This window comes from Streptococcus infantis (assembly GCF_047464215.1).
Lineage (GTDB): Bacteria > Bacillota > Bacilli > Lactobacillales > Streptococcaceae > Streptococcus > Streptococcus infantis_P.
The window spans coordinates 42,615-62,654 of record NZ_JASHCG010000006.1; the positions used below are offsets into that span (position 1 = coordinate 42,615).

General features: G+C 40.9%; 8 protein-coding genes and 1 tRNA gene. 1 reads left to right on the forward strand and 8 read right to left on the reverse strand.

The window, feature by feature from the left end; all coding sequences use genetic code 11:
* Positions 1–48 precede the first annotated feature (48 nt).
* The 6 genes from QM469_RS04960 to QM469_RS04985 all read right to left on the reverse strand — a co-directional run bounded on the left by QM469_RS04960 (position 49) and on the right by QM469_RS04985 (position 14,493).
* Positions 49–7,152 (reverse strand): SpGH101 family endo-alpha-N-acetylgalactosaminidase, encoded by a 7,104-nt coding sequence (locus QM469_RS04960; protein WP_414276169.1) that lies wholly within the window; start codon positions 7,150–7,152, stop codon positions 49–51.
* A 330-nt stretch (positions 7,153–7,482) separates the two neighbouring features.
* Complete coding sequence (locus tag QM469_RS04965; RefSeq protein WP_414276168.1) at positions 7,483–9,813, reverse strand: DNA translocase FtsK; 2,331 nt, start codon at positions 9,811–9,813, stop codon at positions 7,483–7,485.
* Positions 9,814–10,024: 211 nt separating this feature from the next.
* On the reverse strand, positions 10,025–10,792 hold the full coding sequence (locus QM469_RS04970) for a hypothetical protein (RefSeq protein WP_414276167.1): 768 nt from the start codon (positions 10,790–10,792) through the stop codon (positions 10,025–10,027).
* Positions 10,793–10,892: 100 nt separating this feature from the next.
* Complete coding sequence (locus QM469_RS04975) at positions 10,893–12,848, reverse strand: fructose-specific PTS transporter subunit EIIC (protein WP_414286100.1); 1,956 nt, start codon at positions 12,846–12,848, stop codon at positions 10,893–10,895.
* Positions 12,845–13,756 (reverse strand): 1-phosphofructokinase, encoded by a 912-nt coding sequence (gene pfkB, locus QM469_RS04980; protein ID WP_311523650.1) that lies wholly within the window; start codon positions 13,754–13,756, stop codon positions 12,845–12,847. Before pfkB ends, QM469_RS04975 begins: the two co-directional genes overlap by 4 nt.
* The gene (locus tag QM469_RS04985; RefSeq protein WP_311523652.1) at positions 13,753–14,493 is read right to left on the reverse strand and encodes a DeoR/GlpR family DNA-binding transcription regulator; all 741 of its coding nucleotides are present in this window, start codon (positions 14,491–14,493) and stop codon (positions 13,753–13,755) included. Before QM469_RS04985 ends, pfkB begins: the two co-directional genes overlap by 4 nt.
* Before the next feature lie 161 nt (positions 14,494–14,654).
* On the opposite strand from QM469_RS04985, the gene QM469_RS04990 reads away from it, so the two are divergent.
* A tRNA-Ser gene (locus QM469_RS04990) sits at positions 14,655–14,742 on the forward strand.
* A gap of 131 nt (positions 14,743–14,873) precedes the next feature.
* On the opposite strand, the gene QM469_RS04995 is transcribed toward QM469_RS04990, so the two are convergent.
* Positions 14,874–16,208 (reverse strand): Nramp family divalent metal transporter, encoded by a 1,335-nt coding sequence (locus QM469_RS04995; RefSeq protein ID WP_371608329.1) that lies wholly within the window; start codon positions 16,206–16,208, stop codon positions 14,874–14,876.
* A gap of 448 nt (positions 16,209–16,656) precedes the next feature.
* Positions 16,657–19,833 (reverse strand): carbamoyl-phosphate synthase large subunit, encoded by a 3,177-nt coding sequence (gene carB / locus QM469_RS05000; RefSeq protein ID WP_414276166.1) that lies wholly within the window; start codon positions 19,831–19,833, stop codon positions 16,657–16,659.
* Positions 19,834–20,040: the final 207 nt, after the last annotated feature.

Genomic DNA, 20,040 nt, shown 5'->3' on the forward strand with positions numbered 1-20,040 from the left:
GTGATTGTGGAGTTTTAAGCTCTCTTTTATTGAAAACTTTTTTGTATTTTAATCTTCTTTTCTTTTGACAGCTAAGAGTGCTGCTGAAACTGCCATGCTGACACTAGCGATGAAGAGAGATGTTTCAGAATTATGTTCACCCGTATTTGGAAGAACATTTGAATGTGACTCTTTAGATGTATCTTTATTCTCTACTAAATCTTCTCGATACTCTGGTTTTTCCACTACAGGGGCAGGTTGGTTACCTACTGTACCAATTTGGCCTTTGTATTCTGGAATTTCATGGATTGCGCCATCACTTCCATTCACACCTCCGGTAAACTCTGGTACTTCATGAATTGCGGATTCGGCACCATTTACACCACCTGTGAATTCTGGTGCTTGGCTCACAGCTGCTTCTGCTGCGTTAACTCCACCCTTGAATTCTGGAACTTCGTTTACAGCTACTTCTTCTCCTGCCGTTCCAACTACTCCTGTATACTCTGGAAGTTCTACAACTGGCGCTGGCTCATCGCCTGCTGTGCCAAGAACTCCTGTGTATTCTGGAACCTCTACAACTGGCGCTACTTCATCGCCTGCTGTGCCAAGAACGCCAGTGTATTCTGGAACCTCTACAACTGGTGCTGGTTCATCGCCTGCTGTGCCAAGAACTCCTGTGTATTCTGGAACCTCTACAACTGGGGCTGGTTCATCGCCTGCTGTGCCAAGAACGCCAGTGTATTCCGGAACCTCTACAACTGGGGCTGATTCAGCGCCTGCTGTGCCAAGAACTCCTGTGTATTCTGGAACCTCTACAACTGGGGCTACTTCATCGCCTGCTGTGCCAAGAACTCCTGTGTATTCTGGAACCTCTACAACTGGGGCTACTTCATCGCCTGCTGTGCCAAGAACGCCAGTGTATTCTGGAACCTCTACAACTGGGGCTACTTCATCGCCTGCTGTGCCAAGAACGCCAGTGTATTCTGGAACCTCTACAACTGGGGCTGATTCAGCGCCTGCTGTACCGATTGATTCTGTGTACTCTGGAACTTCATGGATTGCGGCTTCAACACCATTTACACCACCTGTGAATTCTGGAAGGTCAACAACTGGGGCTGATTCATCTCCCTTGCTTGAAGTTGGAGTTTCAGGTTTAGGTTCTGGATCTGGAGTTGGAGTAGGTGTTTGGTCTTTCAATTGGTCGAGATAATCTGCAAAGTATTCAAGCATTCTATTTGTCAAAAGATGATTATCTGTTGCAAATTTCATGCTGGCAACAACACTTGCTACTTCCTCTTGATTACTCTTATCAGTCAATTTTTGAGCTTTAGCCAAGGCTGCTTCATAGGCTGTAGTATCAAGACCAGTTTCAGCAATCTGTGGACGAGCGAAGATCAATTCCGCAGCTGATTGATATTGGTTTTCAGTATCACCGTAGGTTCTCGTTCCAGTTAGAACAATCTTTTTAGCCTTGATAGTCTTACCAAAGTCAATATCTTTTGGTTTATTATTGTTAGCCCAATTGGTTGCATTGAAGGTATGTTCCTTACCTGTTTCATCCGTTACTACAAGAGTCACATCTCTCAAGTTACCATTTGAACCTGAACCACGTGGAACGTAACGGAAGCCTGTGATTTCAGTTGGTTCCTTCAAGACCATAGTTGCAGGTTTACCAACATCTCCTCCGCTCCATGATGTATGCCATAGGCTTGACACGTTGCCATCAAAGGCATTTTCAAGACCTTCTTGAGCCTGAGCAGGAGCACTTAGGCTTGAAAAGTCATCTGCTACAAGAGCTGTTTTCTTCATCACTAAAGCATCTTTAAGAGCATTGACCTTAGCAATTTCAGACTTAGCTTCTTCTACACTTATATCATCGTCTGCTTGGCTGAGGTTGAAGACTGCTTCTTTCAAAGCATCCATTGTTTCTTTGGTGTAGTTGGTCATAGCAACAGTTGGAAGATAGTTCTTGACAGCATTTTCTGTCATCATCTTACCAGTCAAGACAATTTCTTCGATTTGAAGTCTGTCCATGATGAAGTCATTGTAGCCACGGAAGTTAGCATTACCACCTGAGTCTCCGCGAGTGTTACTTGCATTGCCTGTAGAGTAGATACCTACCCATGTATCGCCAGTTTCTGCACCTGTTACTAGGAAGGTTGCACGTTTCGCTTTCTTAGAATCTGTCCAAGTATTTGGCAATTCATGCACTTCCATATTGTTCGTTTGACCAGATTGGAATTCTCCCTTACCGACTACAAAGGCATAAGTATTGTCAGATCCAGCTTCATAGTCAAATGTAATACGATAGGTCTTGCCTGCTTCAAAGCGGAAGTTTTGTGGAATTGTTTGGTAAACCAAGTTACGACGACTTACGAGACCATTTGTCTTGAGTGACCAATTTCCTTCGATAACGTCATCAACTTTCTTGCCATTCCAATCACGTTGTGTGTATGGTCCATGTTTTTCAGACAAGTGAGTACGGTTGTCTTCAACACCTTCGATACCACCGATGACAAATGGGAAGATACCTTGACCAACATTTTCAAAGTCTTGTTTGAAGACGCCTGTTGCAGTATCGTGACCATCCCCGTACATATTTGATTCATTTTCAAAAGTACGGATTTCATCAAAGTAAGTTGCTTCATCGCCTGCTTCACGACTCAAGGTCAAGGTTACATTTGATACATCTGAACCTGTTGTGAAGAAAGCATACATATTTTGGAAGTAACTTGTGTTATCAACTGTTGCATTACTTCGACGAGTATTGTGAGCATAGGCTTTTACATAGTTAAGAGCTAGTGACTTGTTGGTGTAGTTGGTTACTTCTTTTTCACCAGTATTAACGGTAATACTTGCTTTAGCATTACTACGGTTGTCTACACCGACATAGACTGCGTATTTAGTATTTGGCTTCAAGCCAGTCAATTTTTGAGTGAGACTAACTTTTTCTTTATTGCCTTGGATGCGGAGCATTTGGTTTGCACCTTGAGACTTCACGATTTCAGCCTTAGAAGCATCTCCCGAAATCTTCCAATGATCCAAAGATTCACTGTTAAATCCTTGGTCATAGATGTGCATTCCTTCACTCCATGACATTTCTGGATTTGTTTGTTTAGAACGATAGAGAACATATGGCTGATTTGCAGTGAGGTCAAGGGTAATCTTACCGTCTTTCACGGCAACTTCTTTTTCCTCAGTCTTACCTTGGTCAGTTAGTTTATAAAGGTAAACCTTACCATTTGCCCAGTCGCTAGGAAGTGTCCAAGTTGTTGCACCTGCTTCAGTATTGAAGTAGTACATTTTTTCCTTGTCACTTTCAAGCTTATTACCATTTGCATCCCAGTTCCAAGGTGTCAAGTAGGCTGAACCATCTTGAATCACACGATCGTTAAGCGTAACAATTCGTTCACGATATTGTGGACTGTTGACATCATTGGATTTACGAGTTACCACAACCTTGTTATTTGCAGCATCGACCAACTCAACTTTCATTTCTGGAGTCCATTTATAGGTACTACCATTGTCAGTCATGGTTACTGGTTTACCATCTTCCCATTTGCTGACTGTGAAGTGTTGGAAGAACTTAGTCATAACGTCATGAGCAAACAAGTTGGTTACATAACCGTTATAATCACTACGTCCTTGCCATCCTTCGAAGTCCTTCATGCTATAACCGCCTAGAAGTGGGTAGTCAGCTGCACCACCATAACTTCTGTAGTCCCCAACCCAAGAATCTTTTTGGTGGTTACGGATAAAGCGAGTGATGGCACTGTTAATACCTTTATTTGTATAGCCACCGTAGGTCAAGTCAGCTGCCCAGTGTTGGAAGGTAGAATCATATTCACCACCATGGCCCCACTCAATAGCAAAACGCCAACCTTGTTTGTTAATTTCTTTCGCAATAACGTGAGTTGCCCAGGCTCCATTATCACCTGATTGCCCATTTCCCCAAACGTCCACATAGATAAAGTCGAGACCTTCACCAAGTTTGTTTTTCAATTCTTCCCAACGCGCTAAACGTCCATGAGCCAAGTCATAAGCTGCATCGATATTAATACCTTGGTCAAGCCAGTTCCAACCATAGCTGTAGCTTCCATCTGGATTCTTACGAAGAATATTTTCGTTAAAGTATTTAGACTCAGGATAAGTTTCAGAAGCGTTAACGTGAATACCTAGATGAGCTCCATATTTCTTCGCTTTCTCAATCAAAGCCTTGAAGTCTTCGACACCACCAATACGTTTACCAATATCAGCATAGTTCAAGTGTCCAGAGTCATGACCTTCACTACCATAACCTTTAAGGAGAACACCTTGTCCAAGACCATCTGTATGGAGGTTAATCTTCTTGATACCATCCAAGGTCATGAGGAATGGGTTTTGCGCTTGTGAACCAAAGTTCATAGCGATACGGTAAGCAGTAATGTCTTTAACTTTTTCCCATCCTTGTGGGTTGTTCATGATACTACGGTAAGCAATCGCACCATCTTGCCAGTCAACCTTATGGTCAGCATTGGCATCTTCTGTGATGACAACTTTTGCACTTGGAAGTTCTTGAGTGTATGCTGGGAAGACAACTCCGTTGTGGGCTTTTTCCCATTGCCATTCAGAGCTATGAATTTCCACGTAGTTAGCATTGCCAATCGTATTCTTATAAGCTGTCAAACGTGTCCAGTCGTAAGAACCACCACCGTAGCTATTTTGCGAGTTACTCCATACACCAGCAGCGAGTTTATCTGTTGAAACAAATCCGTACATATAGCCTTTGGCTAATTCTTTCATTGGATTTGTTACTTCGATATGGTCATCACCACTGACGTGAGTATTGTTTGACATGGTTGCCCCATCAAACTTAGCTCCCGCTTGATCGCTTGAAACAGATACCAAGGCATTTCCTAGGAAGCTGATTGAAGAAAGTAATTTACGTTCGTCATCAATCTTTTGTCCTGGTGTAACTTGGTTATGGTTGATAATCTTAGTCACATCAAAGTGAAGTTGGTTGTCCACCACTTGCAAACGAACGGTCATATCTGCATTGATGAGATTTTCCTCATCACGGAGTTTCATTTCATACTCGGCAGTCGTTGCATTGACCTTCTTATAGGTAACTTCAGGAGTCACAGCGTGCTTGTTAATCACAACTTGATTAATCGGTTGCACTTGACCTGGGAGCTTGTTACCATTAAGGACGTACTCTTTAATACGTGGGAAGGCTTGGTCGATGACTGCTTTCAATACTGTAGATTCGATCGTGTCATATTTGACTTTGCTATCGTCTACTGTATCACCTTTTTCTTTTTCAGCAGCCTCTTGGTCGTTTTTCACGCCTTCTTGGTCATCTGTTTTAACATTGACAATGGTTCTCTCACTGCTATAGCTTCCAGCCTTAAGAACGATTTTCTTCTCATCTTTGAGCTTGTCATTTACAGCAGATGGTAAGGTAAGTGTGTCAAAAAGTTTGACATCATTGTTTGTTGCGTTAAGTTGTCCATCTGATTTAAGACTGATGGTCAAGTGGTTGGTTGAGCCATTAACAGGAGCTGCAACACGTCCACCTTGGTACCAAAGTCCACTTCCATTTGACTTGTATTCCCAGAACCATCCGCCTTGGTCATAACCTACAAAAACGTTGTTATCAGTGTCTTTGAATTTCATGAAGACACCAAAGCGTGATTTACCTGTTTCAGATTCTTCTTTAAAGGTCAAATCGACTGTGGCATTTCCATTAGCATCGACTGTCAAACCATCTTTTTCAAACAAGGCTGGTTTCTTACCATTGTCATTTTGAGCAGTTGAAGCTAGTTGGTTGTAACGAACTCCATTTTCTTCACGGATTGTTACTGTTCCCTGTTGGTCTTTATTTTCAACTGTTTTCCATTCTGGAGAAACTTCTTTTGATTCAGCTGGTTTATTCTCTGCTGGCTTGTTTTCAGCAGGTTTATTTTCTGCTGGCTTGTTCTCAGCTGGCTTGTTTTCAGCAGGTTTATTTTCTGCTGGTGTTTCTTCTTTTAGCTTATCTTCCTTAGGTTTATCCTCTTTTGGTTTTTCTTCCTTGTCCTCAACTTGTTTATCGAGAGCATCTAGACCAGCTGGTTTCGTTGTTTCAATACCCTTGATGTAGTTTTGAATCCACTCTAGCTGAGCAGGTGAGAAGAGAATACCTCCACTACGTTTACCAGATACACCATTTTGATGAATACCAATCAATTTCCCATTTTCATCGAAAATTCCACCACCGCTGGCACCAGGTTCACTTCCTTGATAGCTAATGCCACGAACACCTTCTCCGTGATTGTTAATAGCTTCAACAGTGGTATTCAAAATCGGATCGAGCTCGCCTTTTGGATAACCAAAAACATGCACCTTATCTCCCACCTTAATTGTAGATGGTTTATCCAAAACTTCAACTGGAGCATTTGCAAGTGGACTGCGAAGTTTGACAATGGCTAAGTCATTTTTATAACCTTTTAGGAAACCTTCACGATCCCAGTGTTTCACATCATTCTTACTGAATTTGACGTCCGGTGCCCCTTTGTAAGAAACTGTATAAACATCGTCATCACTTTCAACATTATCAGCTACCTTACGATTATTGCCATCTGGAACATCTTTGATAAAGTTATGAGAAACAGACAAAACGAGATTTTCCCCGATAACGATACCACTACCAAGCCCTGCAGCACTTTTAATTTCGACAGTCGCACCGTAGTTTAATACCCCATTTTTTGTTTTAGCAACATCTTCTGGGACTAGGCTTTTATCTTCTTTTTCTAGTTCTTCTTTTGAGGCAGTGCGGCCATTTTCTTCAGCCTTATCAAGTTTTCCACGTAGTTCTTCAGGAAGAGTATCTGAAGCTGCTGAGCTTGTTGCAGTTGCAGTTTCTTTTTCTTTTGCCAGCAATTCTTCTTCAGTCTTTGGTCCTTCAGTTACTTCAGGAGAACCCTGATCTTCACCAGGTTTTGGCGCTTCAAAGTCATGCCCATCATCCTCTTTAGCATTGGCAAGAGCTGCCGCCAAATCAGCTGGCATATTCGCTGTTGAACCTGTTTGTGCAGAATCTGCGAGAACAGTGCTAGTTCCAAAGAAAGCTGCACCAATCATAACAGAAGCAACTCCTAATGAAAATTTCCGAATACTATATTTGCAACGTTTTTCAAATAATCCTTTATCCATCGGTTTTTTTGTTCCTTTCAGTTTACCAAGTAAGCGTTTGCATTTTGTTTTAAAAAAATATCCTCCTCAATTTTTAAACACTTCTGGATAAACATATAATTTTTTCTATACCAATTTAATATATCAAAAACAGTTTGAAAAATCAATAGTTTAATAGGTAAAACTAGTAAAAGTAAAATCCAATTATTGGGCAAGTCTGAAACGATTTTCAGATGGCTTTATTTCTAAAGAAATCGCTATAAAAAAAGAAACTTCATCGAAAAAGTTAGACCATTTTTGACTAACTTTTCAATAAAGTTTCCATGCATTTTTATACTATTTTTACGTTTTTTATTGTTGTAAAACTTTTCGTGGCTTCGTTCCTTCTGCAGGTCCGATAACTCCAGCCATCTCTAATTCTTCCATCAAGCGAGTTGCTCGGTTAAAACCAACTGATAAACGACGTTGAATCATGGATGCGCTCGCTTTTTGAGTTTCAATGACCAGAGCCTTAGCTTCTTCAAATAGCGGATCTCCACCTTCATCTCCTGAGACAGACTCACCTTCTGTCTCAGAAACCTCTCCAGGATCAAAACTTTCATCATAGTCAGCATCTGCTTGAGCCTTGATAAAGCTAACAATACGCTCAACATCATCATCCGAGATAAAGGAACCTTGCAGACGAACAGGATGGTTTTCATCGATTGGTTTAAAGAGCATATCCCCTCGACCAAGTAATTTCTCAGCACCATTTTCATCTAAGATAGTTCGAGAATCCGTTCCAGAAGATACAGCAAAGGCCACACGAGACGGCACATTGGCCTTAATCAGACCAGAAATAACATCAACCGACGGACGTTGCGTCGCAAGAATCATGTGAATACCAGCTGCACGCGCCTTCTGCCCAAGACGGATAATAGCATCCTCTACTTCCTTGCTGGCTACCATCATGAGGTCAGCTAACTCATCGACAATCACGACAATCAATGGAAGAGGTACTTGTTTGTACTCAGATTGAGCGTTGAATTCCTCCACCTTAGCATTAAAACCAGCAATATTACGAACGCCAATTTTGGCAAAGAGTTCATAGCGGTTTTCCATCTCATCAACAACCTTTTGCAATGCCTTGCTGGCTTTACGAGGGTTAGTTACGACCGGAATCAAAAGATGAGGAATATCATTATAGACTGACAACTCAACCATCTTGGGATCGACCATCATAAACTTGACTTGGTCTGGACGCGCCTTCATGAGAATACTTGCAATGATACCATTGACTGCAACAGATTTACCAGAACCTGTTGAACCAGCCACTAGCAAGTGAGGCATTTTAGAAAGGTCGAAACTACGAGCTGTACCATTAACAGCTTTCCCAAGCGGAATTTCTAGCAGATTTTCAGGTTTAGTTTGCGATTGTTCCCAAAGCTCTCGGAAAGATACGGTCGCAATTTCAGAGTTTGGAACTTCAATACCGACTAAGGATTTCCCTGGAATTGGTGCCTCGATACGAACATCTTTAGCAGCTAAGGCCAGAGCCAAGTCATCTGCTAGATTGGAAATACGATTGACCCGCACACCAACAGCTGGCTTGACTTCGTACTTGGTAACGGATGGGCCGATTTCAGCACGTTCAACCGTTACCTTAATACCGAAACTTGCAAAGGTTTCTTCCAAAATCTTGATGTTTTCGCGTACGATTTTCTTTTCCTTGGACTGGTCTTTTGGCTTATCGGGTGCAAAGAGTTGCAAGCTTGGCAGTTTATATTCCAAGGCTTTCTTAGCAGAAAAATCTACCTCAACATCCTCATCATCTAAGAACTCAGCTTCCTCTGGAATATCAACTTCGCTAGGAAGATCATAGTCTGCTTGCGGGAGAATAATTTCAGGTTCTACCCATTCTTCCTCTGGAAGGGGTGGTAAATCATCAAAGTGAACAGGGGGAGCTTCTAAAATCTCGCCAGTTTCCATATCAACAGGAGGTATATCCAAAAAAGCTTGCTCTGCTTGTTCTTTTTCTAATCTTTCTCGCTCCTCTGCTTCCTTACGAGCTTTTTCTTCTTCTCGTTTGACGAAGCGTTCTTGTTTCTTCTGCTCACGTCGCTCCATCCAAAGTGCAAAACGTGCTCCAAGAAAATCAGCGACATCATAGACAGACCAGGGACTGACTAGAAGAGCTCCGATCAAGATTAAGATAGCTCCGATAAAGTAAGTACCAATATTTGAAAAGAGAAAGGCGACTGGAATATAAAGGGCAACACCTAGAAGCCCTCCTCCAGCAAAGCTAGTCACACGAAAGCCTGTCAAATCTGTCAAAACTTGGGCTAAAGTCCCCTTAAAGACAGACTGCTCTAAGCCATATTTCCATACAAGATAAGCTTCAAAAATCAACAATAAGCCTGAAAAAATGCAAAGAAAACCTGAGATTAGACCTTCTTGCTTCCGAATCCATTTGAAGAAAAAAAGATAGACTAGGACGACAAAGATGACCAGATAGGCCAGACTTCCTACTAGTAATCGAATAAGGTTATAAAGCGTGAGTCCCACTGCTCCTAATCTAAGAGCAGCGAACATTAAGCAAAAAGCTATGGCTAAGGAAATTAACATCCTTTGGATAGCTTGCTTTCTTTCTAATTCAGCTTTTGACGGTCTCCGTCTTGTTTTATTTGTATTCTTGTTTGCCATGCTTCTATTATACCATATTTCAAATCCATTTCGGAAAGAGAAAAGACTGGATAAGTGTCCAGTCCATAGTCCAATTTTTTGTTACAATAGGAATTTAATATATCAAAGATTACGCTTTATCATAGTATTACTTATTACGTAAATTTTTTAGGTATAAAAAATTAAGACTCTTCTAAATGTGTATTTTATTCATGTATTTTATTCATGTTTTTTATTCATGTTTTTCATTCAGTTTCTTATCCGCAACTTCCCAAACACAACTAAAATGATCTTCCATCATTGAAATAAAATCAATCTTACCTTTCTCCGTTTCAAAAAAACTATCCCCAATTTTATATTTACGTTCACCAACTAATGCAAAATTTGTTAACCAATTAAATGGAGGTAGAGTAACCCTCAGCCACGCTTGAATAGTTTTTATATTCTTTTTATATTTATAGGCTATAATAAAGGGTAATCTATATTCTGTTGAGTAATAACGAATCTCAATCTTCCCATCCTTAATGTAATCACTATATAGTTCTAAAAGTTCTTTAATCTCATCACTAATTTTCGTTCCAGGTTCACGTAGAATATTGTTTTCTTCAAGACGTTCAAGATCTGACAAAAAAACAGTATCTACCTGTGAACATAAAAGCCTTATTTTCATCCCACGCTCCATAGCTTTTGTTAAAATACTCTTATTATTCTTAAAAAATCCAATTCCTGATATAAAAAGCAAATCCAATCTTACAGTATCTTTACATAATTGTTTAATCTCTCGTTTTGTATGGTTTTTCATTGCAACTACACCTTTAAAACCATAGGATTTCATCTCTTTAGAAATACGTAAATCCCTCATAATTTTTTTTGATACTAAATAACCAAATCCTGAAACAACAAGAGCCGTAATTAAATTTTCTACAATTCCTTTCCAATTCAAATTTATAAAAAAATCACTAATATACATATACAGTTCTCCAATCTCATTTTTACTCATATAAATTTCTAACTCAGAATATCATTAAACTATTAATTTGTCAATCACTACCAAAAATGACTGCCCACTTTCGTGTTCAGTCATTTGAATGTATTTGTAATTATTTTTCTAAAGGTTTACGAAGGTAACCATAAACTACACCACTAACAAGTGCTCCAATCAAGACAGAGACAAGGTAAAGAAGAGCATTTGAAGTAAGAGCGATTACGAAGATTCCTCCGTGTGGAGCCATGAGTTTGATTCCAGTAAGACCAACGAGTCCACCTGCCACTGCTGAACCAAGGATAAAGCTTGGGATAGCACGAGCTGGGTCAGCTGCACCAAATGGAATCGCACCTTCAGTGATGAATGACAAGCCCATAACGATGTTAGTCAAACCTGAGTTGCGTTCTTCTTTAGTAAATTTATCTTTGAAGAGAAGTGTTGCGACAAAGATTGCAAGTGGTGGAACCATTCCGCCAGCCATAACCGCTGCCATCGCTACAGAACCACCTGTTGACACTGTTGCTGCAAGAGTACCAGTACCAAAGACATAAGCTGCTTTATTGACTGGTCCACCCATATCGACAGCCATCATTCCTCCAAGAACGATACCAAGAAGGACAGCTGAACCGCCTCCAAGACCGCCAAGGAAGTCGTTCATAGCAGTGTTGATTGCTGCCATTGGGATGTTAACAGCAAGCATGACAAATCCTGTCAAGACTGTTCCAAGAAGTGGCAAGAGAAGGATTGATTTAGCACCTTCAAGCGAGCGAGGAACCTTCACGTATTTCTTAACCAAGAGTACCAAGGCACCTGCGATAAATCCACCCACAAGGGCGCCTAGGAAACCTGATGATACACCTGCAAGGGCTGAAGTTGCTTCACCACCTTGAGCATAAGGGATTTTACCAAAGGCAAAACCTTCTTTGGCGATAGCACCAGCTACGAAACCTGCTACCAAACCTGGTTTTTCAGCGATTGAGTAGGCAACATATCCTGCAAATACTGGAAGCATCAAACCAAAGGCTGCGCCACCGATTTTCATGAACATAGAAGCGAGTTCATGGTAAGATCCAAGATTTCCGAGGCTATCATTTGGCACACCCATAGCACCATCGATCAAGAAGGCAAGGGCAATCATGATACCTCCACCGATAACGAATGGCAACATTTGAGATACACCACTCATCAAGTGTTTGTAGAAAGCACCACCGATACTTTGTTTTTCGTTAGACGCTGTTGAAGCTTTTGCTCCGTTAGCGGCATGATAAACTTCAGCATTTCCAGAAAGAGCCAAGTTGATCAACTCTTCTGTCTTACGAATACCATCTGCAACTGGACGATTGATCAATGGTTTACCATCGAAACGATCCATTTCAACGGCCTTGTCTGCTGCGATGATAACGGCTTTAGCCTTGCGGATATCTTCTGCAGTCAATTTGTTGCCAACACCGCTAGCACCATTGGTTTCAACCTTGATACCGACACCCATTTCCGCAGCCACTTTTTGAAGAGCTTCTTGAGCCATATAAGTGTGGGCAATTCCTGTTGTACAAGCAGTTACAGCAACGATAAAGTCATCAGAACCATTTGCAGGTGTTTGAACTGGTTCCTCAGCTTTTTCTGATGCTTGATCAAAGAGTTCAATAACTTGATCAGCTGATGTTACTTGACGAAGTTTATCAGCAAAACCGTCTTTCATTAAGTATTGAGATAATTCTGCCAAGGCCGCCAAGTGAGTATCATTGGCACCTTCTGGAGCGGCAATCATAAAGAAGAGGTCAGTTGGTTGTCCATCTAAACTTTCGTAGTCAACACCCTTATTTGACTTAGCAAAGAGAACAGTTGCTTCTTTAACTGCAGCGTTCTTGCTATGAGGCATTGCGATACCGTCACCCAAACCTGTAGAAGTCAAAGCTTCACGCGCCAAGATTCCTTCTTTAAAGGTTTCAAAATCTGTCACGTATCCGTGTTCAACCAAGCTATGAATCATTTCTTCGATAGCTGCTGTTTTTTCAGTTGCTTGCAAATCAAGCAACATGACATCTTTTCTCAATAAATCCTGAATTTTCATCTTTTTTCTACCTCAACTTTTTCATAAGTTTCTTTAATAAATGCTGCAGTCGCCAAGTCATCAGAGAAGGTAGTTGCTGTTCCACAAGCCACTCCCCACTTGAAGGCTTCTACTGCGTCTTTTGATTTGACAAACTCACCAGTAAATCCAGCAACCATAGAGTCACCAGCACCAACTGAGTTTTTCACGGTTCCCTTAATCGGTTTAGCAAAGTAGGCTCCCTCTGATGTTACCAGAAGGGCACCGTCACCAGCCATAGAGATGATAACGTTTTGAGCACCTTTAGCCAACAATTCTCGAGCGTATTTTTCAATCTCATCTAAGCTTTCGAGCTTGATTCCAAAGATAGCTCCCAGTTCATGATTGTTTGGTTTGACCAAAAGCGGTTGATAATCCAAACTATCGATTAAGGTCTGACCTTCAAAGTCACAGACTACTTGAGCACCCGTTTGACGAGTCAAGGCAATCAAATCCTTATAGATGACATTGCCTAAGTTTTTAGCACTTGAACCAGCAAATACCACTGTATCTTCTGCTGTTAGACTTGAAAGAATAGCTTTTAGCTCTTCCAATTGCTCAGGCTCAACTGTAGGACCCGTTCCGTTGATTTCGGTTTCTTGATCTGCTTTGATCTTGACATTGATACGCGTATCTTCTGCCACTTGGACAAATCGGGTTTCAATTTGCTCTTCAGCTAAAGTATCAGTGATAAATTTACCTGTAAAGCCACCGATGAAGCCTGTCGCTGTATTCGGAATATCCAAGCGTTTCAAGACACGGCTAACGTTGATTCCCTTACCACCAGCAAACTTATCATCACTATCCATACGATTAACACTACCAACTTCCACTTTATCCAGACGGACAATATAGTCAATAGATGGATTTAGCGTGACTGTATAAATCATACTTCGATAACCTCCGTTTTTTCTTTGATAGCTGGCAAGAGTTCGTGACCCTTGCTTGTAATAACAATTGCTCGTTTTATAGGCGCTACCTTAGCGAAACAAGATTGACCAATCTTAGATGAATCCGCCAAAACATAAGTTTGTTTGGCATTTTCTAGAATAGCACGCTTAACAGCTCCCTCCTCCATATCTGGAGTTGTATAATAACCTTCGTCTACCCCGTTCATTCCGATAAAGGCACGATCAAAGTGTAATTGGTTAATCTGGTTAAGCGCGACACCACCGATGCTGGCATCCGTTGTCATCTTAACTCCACCACCGATAATCACAGTTGGAATTTGCTTATCCACTAATTGAACCGCATGGTGAATGGAGTTAGTCACAACAGTAATGTCTTTTCGCTCCAGTTCCTTAATGAGAAAGGCTGTTGTACTTCCTGCATCCACAAAGATAACGTCTTTTTCTTTGATGAAGGAAACTGCCTTTTGCGCAATCAATTTTTTCTCTTGAAGGTTTTTGACAGATTTTTCTTGAATGGTTTCTTCTTCTTGCAAGGAGTGAGGCAACTCTGCTCCTCCATGAACTCGGCGAAGTTTATTTTCCGATTCCAATTCATCTAAATCTCGTCTAACCGTTGATTCTGACGTGTCTAACAAACCTACTAATTTCTCTAGAGAAACGACTTTATGTTTGCCCAGCTCCTCTAAAATCAATTTTTTTCTCTCGGTTTTTAGCACTTACTCACCTCCTGTTAACGATTACAATAATCATTCTACCACAAAAAAAATCAAAGTCAAGCACTTTTTGTCACTTTCTTTCATTTTCTATCATTTTGCCAATTGTTTGAATTTTATTTGCAAGATAATTCCCTTTATGATAAACTATTTTAGTAAGTATTGGAAGATTACTCAAGAGGCTTAAGAGGCCGTGTTGGAAACGCGGTAGGCGTGTGAAAGCGTGCGTGGGTTCGAATCCCATGTCTTCCGTAGCTATAGTGTGGCTGCATCTTCATGCAGCTTTTTATAATGGATTTTCGTCTATCAAAGATTTAAATTGCAAAAAATCACCCGAGAGTTAACTCTTGGGTGATTTTTTTCTAATTCACGTTAAAAGGTCCTTAAAAAATATCAAATAGCAATTTCACATTGAGGACAGTTAAGATAATGGAAACAATATAACCAAGGATAGTATTCCACTTGGCATTGGTAAATTCTCCCATCACTGATTTTTTTGAAGTGAGATAAATCAAGGGGAAGATTGAAAATGGAAGAGCGATAGAAAGAAAGACCTGTGAATAGACCAATAACTGATCCAAGGTTTTTTCCTGATGACCAAACAAAACTGCTACTATCATGACAGGCAGTAAGGCAAAGAGACGAGTCGCCAAACGAATGAACCACTGAGGCAATCGCATATGTAAGAAACCTTCCATAACGATTTGTCCTGTCAAGGTACCTGTGATAGTCGAATTCTGACCACTGGCTAATAGGGCCAAGGCAAACAAGGTTGATAAGGTTGAGCTAGCTATAGCTCCCGCAATGGTTGAATCCTGCAAGGCATTATACATTTGAGAGAAAGCAGAAATCTCAGATGCATGTCCGAAAAAGAGAGCCGCCCCTAAGATCAAAAGAAGGGAGTTAACCACAAAGGCCAAGGATAACTGGAGATTAGAATCCCAAGTCATAAAACGAACGGCTTTTCGCAAATCATTCTTGTCCTTGTGATTGATTTTCCGAGTTTGAGACAAGGAAGAATGTAAATAGAGGTTATGGGGCATCACTGTCGCACCCACAATCCCCAGCGCCAAGGTTAATTGACTTTCATGTCCAGGCAGAGGACTCTCAAACAAGGTTGCATTTGGCAAATAACCTTCAACGATTCCTTGGAAGCTTGGATGTGATAAAGCTACCAGATAGGTAAAGATTGCTAGAATCGTTAAAATCAGCGTTGTCACGATAGCTTCTATCTTCTTAAAGCCAAACTTCATCAGGAGCAATAAGAGAAAAACATCCAACACAGTCAAGAGAATGGCTATCATAATCGGAATCTTAAAGAGAAGATTTAGGGCAATGGCTGAACCTAGAACTTCTGCCAAATCTGTCGCCATCAAGGCCAATTCCAAAATCACCCATAGACTATAACGAAGCCATTTAGGTGAATGATGAGCCGTTGCTTGAGCCAGGTCCATCTGGGTTACAATACCAAGCTTTCCTGCCATCTGCTGAAGTTGCATGGCAATGAGAGATGAAATCAAGATAACAAACAAGAGACTATACTTATAGGAAGCACCACCGACTACACTGGTAATCCAGTTTCCTGGATCCATATAACCAACTGCGACAAGAGCACCCGGACCTAAAAAGGCCTTTAAATTTTGCCAGAAATGATTGTTATTTGGAGTATCGATAGATTGATTAATCTCAGAGAGTGACACTTTTTTATGAGAAGACATAGATACTTACCTCTTTCTAAACCTACTTTTTCATTATTTTCTATTAGAGAAAAATAAGATTGACTTTAAACTATTAAAACAATGAAAACTATATGAAAAACATTTAGTTTTTTCATTATTTTTCTTAAGGCACCTTAATATTTTTCTTAAGGCACCTTAATTATAACACAAAAAATGAAAACTATATGAAAAACATTTAGTTTTTTCATTATTTTTCTTAAGGCACCTTAATTATAAAAAATATGATAAAAACTTAAGAAAATTCAACAAAATTTTAGGGAAAGTCAGAATAAGTCTACTCATTAACGATAATGATAAATCTATTGATAAACTTTGACATTTAATGGTGAACTGTAACTATTATTTCTAACTCGATTTCTCTATAAAAGAGGAAAAACCAGCGTCTTTTGACGCTGGATAAAAGCTACTTAGATCATTTAACAAGAAACTAAATTGCTTCTGTAACGAAGCTACGGCTTTCAAGTACCTTAAGCATAGCATCCGCTGTATCCAAAGCTGTAAAGAGAGGAACTCCGTGTTCAATAGCTGAACGGCGGATTTGTTCACCATCTTCATCAGCAGTTCGCTTAGTACCAACTGTGTTGATGATAGCTTGGATTTTCCCTTTACGAACATAGCTTGGGATATCATGTTCATCATCACCAATCTTACCAACGAGTTGAGCCTTCAAGCCATGACTTTCAAAGAAAGCTGCTGTTCCTTGAGTCGCAAGGATACCATAACCAATATTTTGGAAACGACGAGCCAAATCCAAAGCTTCTTCCTTGGCATCATCAGCGATAGTAAAGACAACATTTCCAAAGGTTGGCAAGTGAAGATAAGAAGCTTCAAAGGCCTTGTAGAGAGCTTTTTCAAGAGTCGTATCAGAACCCATAACCTCCCCTGTTGACTTCATTTCAGGACCAAGCAAGCTATCTACTTTCGCTAGCTTGGTAAATGAGAAGACTGGTGCTTTAATATGAACACGACTACTTTCTGGGTAAAGTCCATCTTGGTAACCAAGTTCTTCAAGACTTTGACCAAGAATTAACTTAGTTGCAACCTGAGCCATCGGGATATTGGTTACTTTTGATAGGAATGGAACAGTACGGCTGGCACGTGGATTGACCTCAATAACGTAGACTTTCTCATCCTTGATGACAAACTGAATGTTCATCATACCAAGACAGTTAAGGCCGATTGCTAGGCGTTTTGTGTAGTCTGCAATCGTTTCTTGCACTTTTTGAGACAAGGTTTGTGGAGGATAAACAGCCATGGAGTCACCTGAGTGGACACCAGCACGTTCGATATGCTCCATGATACCAGGGATAAGGACATTTTGTCCATCTGAGATAGCATCAACTTCACATTCTTGTCCAACGATATAAGAGTCGACAAGAACTGGATGGTCTGGACTTGCTTTAACGGCTGTACGCATGTAAGAACGAAGGTCTTCTTCGTTTTCTACAATTTCCATAGCACGTCCACCCAAGACATAAGAAGGACGAACGAGGACTGGGAAACCAATCTTGCGAGCTGCAAGCACTGCTTCTTCTTCGTTTGTTGCTGTTTGCCCAGGTGGCTGTGGAATATCCAAGTCTTTGAGAGCTTGCTCAAAGAGATCACGGTCTTCGGCACGGTCTAGGTCAGCAACCTGCGTACCAAGGATAGTTACACCAGCTTTTGCTAATGGCTCAGCAAGGTTAATAGCTGTTTGACCACCAAACTGAACGATAACGCCTCTTGGTTGCTCAAGGTCAATCACATTCATGACATCTTCAAATGTCAATGGCTCAAAGTAAAGTTTATCCGATACAGAGAAGTCGGTTGAAACTGTCTCTGGGTTTGAGTTCATGATGATGGCTTCGTAGCCAGCAGCTTGAATCGCCTTAACAGAGTGAACAGTCGCGTAGTCAAACTCAACCCCTTGACCAATACGGATTGGACCAGAACCTAGGACCAGTACAGATTCCTTTTCAGACTTGATAGATTCGTTTTCCCAACCATAAGTTGAATAGAAATATGGAGTTTCTGATTCAAACTCTGCCGCACAAGTATCAACCATCTTGTAAACTGGAACAATCTTGTTTTCCAAACGAAGTTGGCGAACTTGATCAGCTGTAGTATTCCAGAGTTCAGCAATCTTACGGTCTGAAAAACCATTCAATTTTGCAGTTTTCAAAACTTCAAGATCTTGTGGATGTGAGCCTAATTCTTGCTCAATCTCAAAAATGTGTAAGAGTTTATCTAGAAAGAAGATATCAATTTTTGTGAGTTCAGCGATTTCCTCTATTGTATAACCACGTCTGATGGCTTCTGATACGTAGAAGAGGCGGTCATCTTGAGCCTTCACAACCTTTTCAATCAAGGCATCATCTGAAATTTCTGCAAGTTCAGGCATTTCATTATGATGCACCCCAATTTCAAGGGAGCGACAAGCCTTAAGAAGAGATTCCTCGATGTTACGACCAATAGCCATAACTTCACCAGTTGCCTTCATTTGGGTACCCAGACGACGCTCCCCTTTTTCAAACTTGTCAAATGGGAAACGTGGAATCTTAGCCACCACATAGTCAAGGGCTGGCTCAAACATGGCATAGGTTGAACCTGTAACTGGGTTAATGACCTCATCCAAGGTCAATCCTACTGCGATCTTTGCAGCCAATTTTGCAATTGGATACCCCGTAGCCTTAGAAGCAAGGGCTGAAGAACGAGATACACGAGGGTTTACTTCGATGACATAGTACTTAAAGCTGTGTGGATCGAGGGCCAACTGAACGTTACATCCACCTTCAATCTTGAGAGCGCGGATGATGCTCAAACTTGCATCACGAAGCATTTGGTTTTCATAGTCTGACATAGTCTGCGCTGGGGCAAATACAATGGAATCTCCTGTATGAATTCCGACTGGGTCAAAGTTTTCCATGTTACAAACAACCAAAGCATTGTCAGCTGAGTCACGCATGACTTCGTATTCAATTTCCTTAAAGCCAGCGATTGAACGTTCAATCAAACACTGGGTAACAGGTGACAACTTCAAGCCATTTTCAGCAATTTCACGTAGTTCTTCCTCGTTGGCACACATACCACCACCAGTACCACCTAGAGTAAAGGCTGGGCGGACGATAACTGGGTAGCCAATAGTTGCTGCAAAGGAAACTGCTTCTTCCACTGTGTTAACAATTTCTGATTCAGGAATTGGTTGGTTCAGCTCTTCCATCAATTGTTTAAAGAGATCGCGGTCCTCCGCTTGGTCGATGGCAGACAATTTAGTACCGAGAAGTTCTACTCCCAATTCATCAAGAATGCCATTTTTAGACAATTCCATGGCCATGTTCAGCCCTGTTTGCCCACCAAGAGTTGGAAGCAAGGCATCTGGACGTTCTTTACGGAGAATACGAGTTACAAACTCAAGTGTGATTGGCTCAATGTAAACCTTGTCTGCAATTTCCTTATCAGTCATGATAGTTGCAGGGTTTGAGTTCACCAAGACAACCTCATAACCTTCCTCTTTCAAAGACAAGCAAGCCTGAGTCCCAGCATAGTCAAACTCAGCAGCCTGACCAATAATAATCGGACCAGAACCAATCACCATAATTTTTTGAATATCAGTACGTTTAGGCATTTATAAGATATTAAGGGCGTCAAGCGGACAAAGCTAAAATAGGAGTTATGACGAAGAACTGTCAGTTCTAGGAATAACTATCTTTTTAGTACCGTCCGTAGCCCGTATTCAGTTCAGCAAATACGGCTCACCCTTCTCCTTTCTATTCGTCGCCTCTCAGGGCGACATTAAATAAATTCTCCGACGATTTTTTAGAGAAACGATAAT

What these genes read in the sequence shown, in the direction of transcription:
- QM469_RS04975 (WP_414286100.1), bottom strand. Translation starts at nt 12,848, where the DNA reads ATGAAAATTCAGGATTTATTGAGAAAAGATGTCATGTTGCTTGATTTG.
- pfkB (WP_311523650.1), bottom strand. Translation starts at nt 13,756, where the DNA reads ATGATTTATACAGTCACGCTAAATCCATCTATTGACTATATTGTCCGT.
- carB (WP_414276166.1), bottom strand. Translation starts at nt 19,833, where the DNA reads ATGCCTAAACGTACTGATATTCAAAAAATTATGGTGATTGGTTCTGGT.
- QM469_RS04960 (WP_414276169.1), bottom strand. Translation starts at nt 7,152, where the DNA reads ATGGATAAAGGATTATTTGAAAAACGTTGCAAATATAGTATTCGGAAA.
- QM469_RS04995 (WP_371608329.1), bottom strand. Translation starts at nt 16,208, where the DNA reads ATGTCTTCTCATAAAAAAGTGTCACTCTCTGAGATTAATCAATCTATC.
- QM469_RS04965 (WP_414276168.1), bottom strand. Translation starts at nt 9,813, where the DNA reads ATGGCAAACAAGAATACAAATAAAACAAGACGGAGACCGTCAAAAGCT.
- QM469_RS04970 (WP_414276167.1), bottom strand. Translation starts at nt 10,792, where the DNA reads ATGAGTAAAAATGAGATTGGAGAACTGTATATGTATATTAGTGATTTT.